The organism is Moorena sp. SIO3H5 (assembly GCF_010692395.1).
GTDB lineage: Bacteria > Cyanobacteriota > Cyanobacteriia > Cyanobacteriales > Coleofasciculaceae > Moorena.
Genome location: NZ_JAAHHS010000274.1, coordinates 1 through 10,558, shown reverse-complemented (window position 1 = coordinate 10,558; position 10,558 = coordinate 1). Strand labels below are relative to the sequence as shown.

Here is a 10,558-nt window from a genome sequence, read left to right as displayed (position 1 = left end):
GTCAGCTGACGTAACAGAGATTAAACCAATGCTTACCTGTTTTATTCAAAAGCACCGATCTAGTAGCGCATTAGCTGAGAGTTGAGAGCTGAGAGCTGAGAGCTGAATGCTTAAATAGCACTTAGCCCATCCTACTTCACTGCCAAGCAAAAAAATTCTCTAACAAATCTACTTTATGGTTTTAGCAGGCGCACAATCAACCTAGCTCAATCTCGGTCGCCCACTCAATGTAGTCATTTTCTGGCGGGCAGGATGCCCACCCCACTCCTATTCATCCAAAGATTCAGCAATGCATGGCTAGTCCAGGGTACAAGGAAGGAATTCCATGCGATCGCTAAAAGCGATCGCAAACAAAATCCCAGCAGTCCAATCCCAGGAGTAACAAAGTTTTGTGTAGCGTTACAGGATTGACCATGGCAAGCTGATATCCTAAGCTTATCCGAAGTCCATGCTTAGGATGTCTTGCTCCAATTGATGGTCACCGATAAGGTGAGAAGATAGAGGTGGAAGGATGAAGGAGGAAAGATAAAGTATAAAAATATACCATTAGCAATGGTTACAATCAATGCAATGGTTGATACTTCAAGTCTTCCATGGCTTTTATCTTTTGCCTACCCCTGTTGTTAAAGGGGATAATGGGGGGAGAACCCATCCAACCCTTTGGTCTGCAAGCCTGTTGCCTCAATGTTACCCATAGCCTTTAAGTGTTAAGGAATGTCAACCACTTCCACGCCATCCCTAAGAACCCAACAAAACCCTCTGTGCGCTAAGCTGGCGGACTGTATTGAGTCGAACTGGCGGCGCTACTTCGACCTTTCTCCTTATCATTTACCAGCCGAGTTAGGCTACGTACAAGGACGGCTTGAGGGAGAGAAACTGACTATCGAAAACAGTTGCTATCAGACACCTCAGTTTCGGAAAATGCACCTGGAATTGGCAAAAATAGGTGAGATGTTGGACATTTTACACTGTGTAATGTTTCCTCGTCCAGACTATGCTCTGCCCATGTTTGGCTGTGATGTGGTGGCAGCTAGAGGACAAATTAGTGCTGCGATCGCAGACCTGTCTCCACTCCATCCTAAACGTACCTTACCCGAAGCCTATCACTGTTCTTTAGAGACCCTACCAAAACCTGAGTTTAAACAGCCCCGTGACTTACCACCTTGGGCAGACATTTTTTCAGAATTTTGCATTTTTGTGCGTCCCAATGGTCCAGAAGAAGAAGCACAGTTCTTAACATGGGTGGATGATTTATTACAGATTCACTGTGCCCATGCTGCTAATGCCCTACCGGTCTCTAGAGAAAAGCAAGCAGAAATTATTGCTAGTCAACACTATTATTGCAGCAAGCAGCGGCAGAATGACAAAACCCGGCGGGTGCTTGAAAAAGCGTTTGGTGTTGAATGGGCAGAGAACTATATGACTTCGGTGTTATTTGACTTGCCAGGATCTTAATACTTAAATCCCCGGCGCGAGGATTGCTCACGCCCGGGGAGTTGTTAACAATAACTATTCCTGTACTGTTACAGATGTTCCCAAAGCCACTCTGTTATACAAAGCTTTGACATCATCATTACGCATCCGGACACAACCGTGAGACACTGCTTGTCCCACCAGTTCCTCATCATTGGTACCATGAAACCCGATGTAGTGTGTTCCATCACTCCAAAATGCCATCCACCTTGGACCAAGAGGGTTTTCTGGTCCTGGATCAACAACTTCACCAGTGATAGGATGCTGCCAAACTGGATTTTGAACCATCTGTGTCACTTGGAAATTTCCTGTAGGGGTTTCCCAACCAGGCTGACCGATGGCAACTGGATAACTGGCTTCGAGTTTATCTCCTCGATAAACATAAAGACGACGCTCATTTAGTTTAATCACTAAACGAGGGGTATTATTAAAGTAATTTTCCTCTTGCCGCAGATAGTGATTGACTTCTTCGAGAGGGGACAATTGTGGTGTTTCAAGCCTTGGCAGAAAGCTTTCATACCGAATTTCTTTCCAGTTACTGACACTAGTATTGGTTATATCAGCGGCGGCGGTGGCTACCTCTGCGTAGAATAACGGGATAGCTACACTTAAGCCGCACACAATTAAGCGTTGGGTGGAAAGTTTTCCGTTCACGATTTCCTCTTAGCTAGTCTATATTTTATGTGCATATTCTACTTGATCATGTTTTGTTCACTATTGACCACTGACGGTTAACGGTTGACTGTTATACAGCTGCAGGGCTTTGTTCTCAACAGACATGATCTAAACAGACATAATCTAAACAGACATAATCTAAACAGACATAGCTATCGGACTTTATCCGACTCCCCACTCCCCACTCCCTACTCCCTACTCCCTATTATTTAAAAGCAAGATAGATGTCACACTGACTGCTTAATGTTAAGTTGTGACAGCTTACTGGGGGAAAGTGCACCTTTTTCAGTAATAATGGCAGTAATTAACTCCGCCGGAGTCACATCAAAAGCTGGGTTATAAAATTCCACTTTAGGGGGACAAATCACTGTTTCCCCAATCTGATAAATTTCTGAGGGGTGACGTTCTTCAATGGGAATCTCTTCGCCTGTAGATAGCTGAAAATCAATGGTTGAGATCGGAGCAGCCACAAAGAAGGGTATCTGATGAGCTTGAGCAATCAGGGCTAAACTATAGGTACCAATTTTGTTAGCCGTATCCCCATTGGCAGCAATTCGATCAGCTCCCAGTACAACCGCATCAATTAGCCCTTGTTTCATACAATGGGCGGCCATGCTATCGGTAATTAAAGTAACGGGAATACCTTCTTGGACGCATTCCCAGGTGGTTAACCTAGCACCTTGCAAGCGGGGGCGGGTTTCGCCAGCATATAATCTGGCTAATCGCCCATCCCGCCACGCCGAACGCACCACTCCCAAGGAAGTACCATACCCAGCTGTTGCCAACGCTCCTGCATTACAATGGGTCAGAAGACACAGTTTGTCGGGGGTTTTCGGTAATACCTCTAATCCGCGATCGCCTATGGCTTGACAGGTTTGTAAATCCTCCAGCTGAATTTGTTTAGCTGTTTCAAGTAAGGAAGCTTTAATCTCTTCTACTGTCCCGATCGTTTCATAAGCATTTTTAAGCATCCGCATGATTGCCCAAAACAAATTAACCGCTGTAGGACGAGTTTGCCGCAACTGCTGGGCTACAACTTCAAGCTGTTCGAGGAAAGCCTTGCGTTCTTTAGTTTTAATCTCTCTTGCGCCAAGGTAAATGCCATAAGCCGCTGCGATTCCAATCGCTGGCGCTCCCCGAACAATCATAGTTTTAATCGCCTCAACCATATCTTCACAGCGGCTGATTTCTACAATTGAATATTGGCCGGGTAAGCGGTTTTGGTCAATAAGGAAAACTCGGTCGTTTTCCCAAATAACGGGATACACTTGGTATATGGATGAATTCATCTAAGTTCGGTATATTGTTAATTGTTATTTGTTAATTGTTATTTGCTATTTTGTTAACAGTTGACGGTTATGTTAACAGTTAACAGTTAACCGTTAACTGTTAACATAGATGGACTAACTAACAGCAGATGGCTGTCTAGTAAAGAACGCTTCCCTGATCTGTTCAGCAATTTGAGAGCCAGTCAGCCCCAAATCAGCTTTTGATTCATCGGGCTTGGCATGATCCACTAATTTATCCGGTACACCAAAGCGCTTGAGGGGAACTAATATATCATTATCCATCAGTGCTTCTGCCACCGCTGAACCAAAGCCACCGATTAAGCACCCTTCTTCTAGGGTAACTACACGACCAATTTTCTGAGCCAAGGGGAAGATTAATTCTTTATCTAGGGGCTTGACAAAACGAGCATTAATAACCGTTGTTTCAATACCATGCTCGCTAAGAATTTCAGCGGTTTGCATGGCGGTGTAAACCATACTGCCGTACCCTAGCATTAACAGGTCGTCACCATTACGCAAAAGTTCTGCTTTACCAATGGGTAGGGCTTCCCAACCATCTTCCATCAGAGGAACGCCATAGCCACTACCCCGAGGATAGCGCATGGCAATCGGACCATCGGTGTGGTTGACTCCTGTAACTACCATACGTTGCAGTTCAGCTTCGTCTTTGGGAGCCATAATTACCATATTAGGAATGCATCGCAAATAAGCGATATCATACATCCCTTGGTGAGTAGGGCCATCAGCACCAACAATTCCCGCACGGTCGAGGCAGAAAAATACGGGTAGGTTTTGGATACAAACGTCGTGAATGATTTGGTCGTAAGCCCGTTGTAAGAAGGTGGAGTAAATAGCTGCAACTGGTCGCATTCCTTCACAGGCTAGGCCAGCCGCTAGGGTGACGGCGTGTTGTTCCGCAATCCCCACATCAATGTATTGGTCAGGGAGTTTTTCTTGCAATTTATTCAACCCTGTCCCGGTAGCCATAGCTGCCGTGATGCCAATGATTTTAGGATTATTTTGAGCTAGTGTGACCAGGGTGTGGGCAAAAACTTTGGAATAGCCGGGGGGTTTGGGTTTTTTAGCTGGAAGCGCTTTACCCGTAGCTAGGTTGAAGGGACTTTGGGCATGGTAGCCCACTTTGTCCGCTTCTGCGATCGCATACCCCTTGCCTTTCGTAGTTGCCACATGCACCAGCACTGGTCCATCTAGCTTGTGGGCGTTGGTAAAGGTGGAAATTAACTCCTCTAGATTGTGACCATCTACCGGTCCGATGTAAGTAAAGCCAAGTTCTTCAAATACTGCTCCGACCTTAGGTACGGCTAAACGCTTCATCCCTTCCTTGACCCGTTGCAAGTCTGGGGATAAAGACTCACCGACAAAGGGGAGATTTTTGAACTGTTCCTCTAAATTGTCAGTAAGAAACTGCATCGGCTCAGAAAGCCGCACTTTGTTTAGGTAACGGGGAATAGCCCCGACATTGGGGGAGATGGACATCTCATTGTCATTGAGAACCACCAGTAGTTTAGTATGGGGTAGATGTCCTGCATGATTGATGGCTTCCAATGCCATGCCACCGGTCAGAGCACCATCACCAATAACTGCTGCTACTTTGAAGTTTTGCCCTTTGCGGTCTCGGGCTATCGCCATACCCAAAGCAGAAGAAATACTGGTGGAGGCATGACCGGCTCCAAAGTGATCAAACTTATTCTCGCAGCGCTTTAGATAACCAGCAATACCATCTTTCTGCCGTAGGGTATGGAATCGATTATAGCGCCCCGTTAGCATTTTGTGGGGATAAGCTTGGTGTCCAACGTCCCATACTACCTTATCATAGTCAAGGTCAAGTGTTTGATACAGAGCTAGGGTTAATTCTACCACTCCCAAGCCTGGACCTAAGTGACCACCACTAGTAGCTATGGTTTGGAGATGTTTCTCGCGAATTTGACGGGCAATTTCCTCTAGTTGACGAATCGATAGACCGTGCAACTGATTTGGATGAGTAATTTCACTGAGATACATACCGTCTCTTTGAATTGCTACTGGATTTTGTTGATTTTTGTCTTTCGACTTCCTAAAAGTATCCAATAATTTGGCGCTTAGAGGGTTATATGGAAGCTAAAGACTACCTGAAAAATGGCATTAATGGTCAATTTTATATTGTAAATTTTCCTTGCGACCAGCAGCCTTTAACCATTGCTCCCGATATTCCAGTAACGGAAGCGATCGCTACGATGAATCAAGCTCGAAGCAGCTATGTGCTGGTGCTACAGCAGCAGCAATTGCTAGGTATTTTTACAGAACGGGATGTGGTCAAAGTAGCAGCAGCTGGAATGGTAAACTCAGCTGTTTCCATTGCTGATGTGATGACTCAAGAGTTAATTACCTTGCCCATCATACCGACACCGGACATTTTCTTGGTCGAGTCCCGATTACGTCAACACCAGATTCGTCACCTACCTCTAGTGGATGAGCAAGGTCAAGTAGTACGTGTGGTGACCCCCCACACCATGGCAGCAATCCTCTCTGCTATCGTGACTAACGTCGAAGACTTGCAGCAAAAGTTGACTCAAAAAGAAGGGGAATTAGTGGCAGCTAATCAGCGATGGCAGCAGGAAGTTGCTGTAAATCAGCAATTTGAGGAGCAATTGGGGGAAAATGAACATGCCTGGCAGTTGAGTCAAGAACGCCTTGAGAGTATTCTGGCTTTCCTAGAAGCAGTGGTATGGTCTTTTGATCCTTCCATTCAAAAACTGCTTTATCTTAACAGTGCTACCGAAAAAGTCTATGGTCGCAGTATCACTGAGTTCTTCGGAAACTTACGCCTGTGGGAATCAGTGGTTCACCCAGAGGACCTCGAAACCTATCAACTGGCACACCAAACCCTGCTGTCAACTGGTGCCAAAGATATTGACTACAGAATTTTGCGACCGGATGGAGCTGTGAGTTGGATTCGCCATCGCGCTCACCTTCTAACAGATGCTAATAACACTCCAATTCGGATCTATAACATAGCCATCGACATCACACAGCTCAAACAGGTTGAGGAAAACCTCAAAGCTACCCTAGTTGAGAAAGAGGTGCTGCTCAAAGAAATTCACCATCGGGTCAAAAACAACTTACAAATTGTTTCTGGCTTGCTACACTTGCAATCTGTGACAGTAGATGAACCCCAAACCCGACTGCACCTTTCAGAAGCTCGCCATCGCCTTGAAGCCATGGCTCTAATTCACAAGAAACTTTATGGTGCGTCAGTGATAGGCAATCTGGATGTAGTCGATTATATCCAGAACCTAGCGGTGAACTTACTGGTAGCTTATCAAGTAACTACCGATAGGATTCAGTTGCACACCACTATTGAACCCATTCCCCTCAGTCTGGATCAGGCCATCCCTTGCGGTCTAATCATCAATGAACTGGTATCGAATTCCCTGAAGTACGGGTTTCCCAATGGACGCTCTGGTGAGATTCATATTCAATTGCACCGTAGCGGGGAGGATGACGTTGCATTGATTGTCCGAGATAATGGGGTTGGGTTACCAGAAGAGTTAGATTGGCGTAATACCCAGTCTTTAGGATTATCGTTAGTTTATGACCTGGCAATAGAGCAATTAGATGGGAGTATGTTTCTCGACCATAGCGAGGGCACAGCTTTCAGAATAGTATTCTCAACAGCAACAATTCTAGAAGCAATAGGACAACAATAGTGGTTACCAGGGTGTTAGTTGTAGAAGACGAAGTTATTGTTGCTAAGACAATTGCTAGCCAGCTTAAGCAATTGGGGTATATGGTATCCGCTACTGCTTCATCTGGCTCTCAAGCCATTACCAAAGCCGCTCAAACTAAGCCTGACTTAGTGCTGATGGACATTTTCCTCAAAGGCAAGATGGATGGTATTACTGCTGCTAGGCAAATCCGTGAACATTTACATATTCCTATCGTCTATTTGACTGCCTATGCAGATGAAGATACCTTGCAACGGGCTAAGGTTACCCAACCCTTTGGCTATGTGACCAAACCGTTTAACGAGAGAGATTTGCGGGTTGCTATTGAGATGGCTCTCCAGCAATACCAGATGGAGCAGTCGTTGCAGAGCAGTCAAGCTCAGTTGGCATCCATTTTAAACTCAATCGATGATGCGGTTATTGCTACCACGACCCAAGGTACCATTACTTTTATGAATGCTTCCGCTGAAGCTTTGACTGGCTGGAAACAATCCGAGGTATGGGGGCGAGATGTGACCTCAGTGTTCCCAATTGTGAATGATCTGACCGGGAATCTAGTTAAGTATCCCCTAGATAAAGTGATCAAGACTGGACAAGCCGTCTATCTGGGTGAGCATAACGCTTTGATCGCAAAGGACGGTGGTCGAATTCCTGTTGGTAATAGTGCCTCACCCCTAAAAGACCAACTGGGAAACGTGAGTGGAGTAGTGCTGGCATTTTGGGATATCAGCGAGGAACCTCAAACAGAAATGTATGAGGAGGTGTTGGCAAAAGAGCAAGAAATACAAGATTTCCGCTCCCAGTTCGTTTCCACCGTTTGCCACGAATTCCGTAATCCCCTGAGTGTGATCCTAACTGCTGCTGAGTTACTTAAGCGCTATGGTAATTTAGCCACTCAGGAGCAAAAGCAGCGTTATCTAAAACGAATTACTATTTCGGTAGAGCGGATGACTGAGTTAATGGAAGAGGTGTTGCTAATCGGTCAATCTGAAGTAGGTCGGCTAGATTTTATTCCAACTCCGATGAACTTGGAGCAATTCTGCCAGGATTTAATTGCAGAACTATGCCTAGATGAAGCCAGCTGCAAGCGGATTGTTTTTACCTCTGACGGGATCCATACAGAAGTTTGTATGGATGATAGACTTATACATTACATTATAACTAATCTGCTTACCAATGCTCTGAAGTATTCTCCTTCTGATCAAATCGTGACCCTTCACCTAACCTGTGATCTTAAACAGCAGTTGGTTGTGTTCCGCATCCAAGATAAAGGAATTGGTATTGCTGAAGCCGACCAAAAGAAAATTTTTGAGTCTTTTTATAGAGCCAAAAATGTGGGAACGATTCAAGGTACTGGTCTGGGACTATCGATTGTGAAACGCTGTGTGGAACAGCATCATGGAGAGATTGAACTGACTAGCCAATTGGGCGTTGGGACAACATTTACGATTAAAATTCCCATAGTAATTAATGGGGAAGCTAGATGTCAGACCTCAGACCTCAGAAGTGCTAATTGGCAATGGCTCGGGAGTAGTAGCAATTAGCAATTACCTTTGTAGGGATTTAGTTCGGGTGTGTTTAAAACAAGAGTAGTTTTAAAAAAGCTAAAATTTCTGGAGCTTAATACCAAGGACAAATGACAAAGGACAAATGACAAAAAAACCAGGGTTAAAACTTGCTATTACTGCGGCGATCGCATTTTTTTTATTCACCTTAATTTTTACTCTACATCGACATTATACTTTTTATTCGTCTTACGATCAAGGAATTTTTAATCAAGTCTTCTGGAATGGCAGTCACGGTCGCTTCTTTCAGAGTACTCTTTCATCCCAGCTGTCTACTAATGTAGTTCATAATGGGGAAGTTCCAAATGTCTATTACCACCGATTAGGGCAACATTTTACTCCAGCGCTATTACTTTGGTTACCGTTATATGCTTTGTTTCCATTTCCCGCTACCCTAACGGTTTTGCAGGTAACCTTGGTAACAGCTGCTGGTCTAGTTTTGTATATCCTGGCCAGACAGTATCTGCAACCGATGTTAGCAGCAATGATTACGGTTAGCTTTTACTGTGCTAATGCTATTCTTGGTCCGACCTTAGCCAATTTCCATGACATCTGCCAAATTCCGCTATTTGTATTTGGGCTACTGCTAGCTATGGAAAAACGCTGGTGGTGGCTGTTTTGGTTGCTGGCAATTTTGATTTTAGCTGTGCGGGAAGATTCCGGGATAGGTTTGTTTGGTGTGGGATTCTATTTAATAGTCAGTCGGCGCTACCCTCGCATTGGTCTGGCAGTTTGTACCCTCAGTTTTGGTTACATACTTGTCTTGACCAATCTAATTATGCCTATATTTTCGGAAGATATTTCTCAACGGTTCATGATCGAGCGTTTTGGTCAGTACGCTGATGGGGATGAGGCGTCTACTCTGGAAATTCTTAAGGGTATGCTGACCAATCCCTGGCGTTTACTAGTAGAACTGTTTACTCCCTTTTTTGGCACTATTCAGTATTTATTAGGTCAATGGTTACCGTTAGCATTTATACCAGCTATTGCTCCCGCTTCTTGGTCTATTGCAGCATTTCCTTTGCTAAAACTCCTGTTGGGTAAAGGTCAATCCGTGCTTGCGATTAATATCCGCTATGCGATGACCGTAGTACCTGGGCTATTTTATGGCGCGATACTTTGGTGGTCAGCTCATCCCCAATTTAGTCAAGCTGTGATCTCGGCTAGGTCTAAGTTTCGGCGCTTTTGGATTTTTTGTCTAACCCTTGCGGTAGTGTTGACCATTACCTCTAGCCCAAATCGAACCTTTTATTTCCTCCTTCCCGATTCCTACCAACCCTTCGTCTATGTGCCCTTAACCCAACAGTGGTCTCGTGTGGGGTCGATCCGGTCATTACTGGCTCAGATTCCTGCAAATGCTAGTGTCTCAGCTACTACCTATCTAGTGCCTCATCTGTCAGGACGTCGGGAAGTCATCCGCTTAGCTGACTTACAGTTGCGCAATGATAATGGCGAGGTCGTCAAGGTGGATTATGCGATCGCAGATTTATGGCGCTTACAACGCTATCAAATTGCCTTTAAGCATGATGGTCAGCGGTTGCGCTCTTTAGTTAACATGATTGACCGAGTCACCAAGACTAACGAGTATGGCATCATTGGTTTTAAAGATGGTGTGATTTTGATGCAAAAAGGCGTAGCATCTAATCCAGAAGCTATGGCAGCATGGCTAAGCTTTAGGCAACAGTTAGCTTAGCTATCAGCTATCAGCTATCAGCTATCAGCCAATGGCTGAATACTTAGGAATAAATTTGCCATTGGTTTGTTTTTCATCCCAGCTTCCCTATAGACTAGGTTTCCAAACTTCGCAATTTATCTTGATAATAAAGAAAGA

Annotated in this window: 8 protein-coding genes; 5 read left to right on the top strand and 3 right to left on the bottom strand. The window is 44.8% G+C overall.

The window, feature by feature from the left end:
* Positions 1-252 precede the first annotated feature (252 nt).
* Complete coding sequence (locus tag F6K52_RS24785; RefSeq protein WP_293084278.1) at positions 253-411, top strand: hypothetical protein; 159 nt, start codon at positions 253-255, stop codon at positions 409-411.
* Between the two features lie 303 nt (positions 412-714).
* The gene (locus F6K52_RS24780; protein ID WP_293084276.1) at positions 715-1,455 is read left to right on the top strand and encodes a phycocyanobilin:ferredoxin oxidoreductase; all 741 of its coding nucleotides are present in this window, start codon (positions 715-717) and stop codon (positions 1,453-1,455) included.
* A gap of 54 nt (positions 1,456-1,509) precedes the next feature.
* On the opposite strand, the gene F6K52_RS24775 is transcribed toward F6K52_RS24780, so the two are convergent.
* The 3 genes from F6K52_RS24775 to dxs form a co-directional block, all read right to left on the bottom strand.
* Complete coding sequence (locus F6K52_RS24775) at positions 1,510-2,127, bottom strand: L,D-transpeptidase (RefSeq protein ID WP_293084273.1); 618 nt, start codon at positions 2,125-2,127, stop codon at positions 1,510-1,512.
* 248 nt (positions 2,128-2,375) lie between these two features.
* On the bottom strand, positions 2,376-3,437 hold the full coding sequence (gene mtnA / locus F6K52_RS24770) for an S-methyl-5-thioribose-1-phosphate isomerase (RefSeq protein ID WP_293084270.1): 1,062 nt from the start codon (positions 3,435-3,437) through the stop codon (positions 2,376-2,378).
* Positions 3,438-3,551: 114 nt separating this feature from the next.
* Positions 3,552-5,459, bottom strand: a complete 1,908-nt coding sequence (dxs, locus tag F6K52_RS24765; protein ID WP_293084281.1) for a 1-deoxy-D-xylulose-5-phosphate synthase — start codon at positions 5,457-5,459, stop codon at positions 3,552-3,554.
* Between the two features lie 89 nt (positions 5,460-5,548).
* Between dxs and F6K52_RS24760 the strand changes: the two genes are divergently transcribed.
* The 3 genes from F6K52_RS24760 (at position 5,549) to F6K52_RS24750 (ending at position 10,420) form a co-directional block, all read left to right on the top strand.
* Positions 5,549-7,144 (top strand): histidine kinase dimerization/phosphoacceptor domain -containing protein, encoded by a 1,596-nt coding sequence (locus F6K52_RS24760; RefSeq protein ID WP_293084267.1) that lies wholly within the window; start codon positions 5,549-5,551, stop codon positions 7,142-7,144.
* On the top strand, positions 7,144-8,706 hold the full coding sequence (locus F6K52_RS24755) for an ATP-binding protein (RefSeq protein ID WP_293084262.1): 1,563 nt from the start codon (positions 7,144-7,146) through the stop codon (positions 8,704-8,706). The genes F6K52_RS24760 and F6K52_RS24755 overlap by 1 nt, the downstream gene beginning before the upstream one ends.
* Before the next feature lie 106 nt (positions 8,707-8,812).
* On the top strand, positions 8,813-10,420 hold the full coding sequence (locus tag F6K52_RS24750) for a DUF2079 domain-containing protein (RefSeq protein ID WP_293084257.1): 1,608 nt from the start codon (positions 8,813-8,815) through the stop codon (positions 10,418-10,420).
* Positions 10,421-10,558 lie beyond the last annotated feature (138 nt).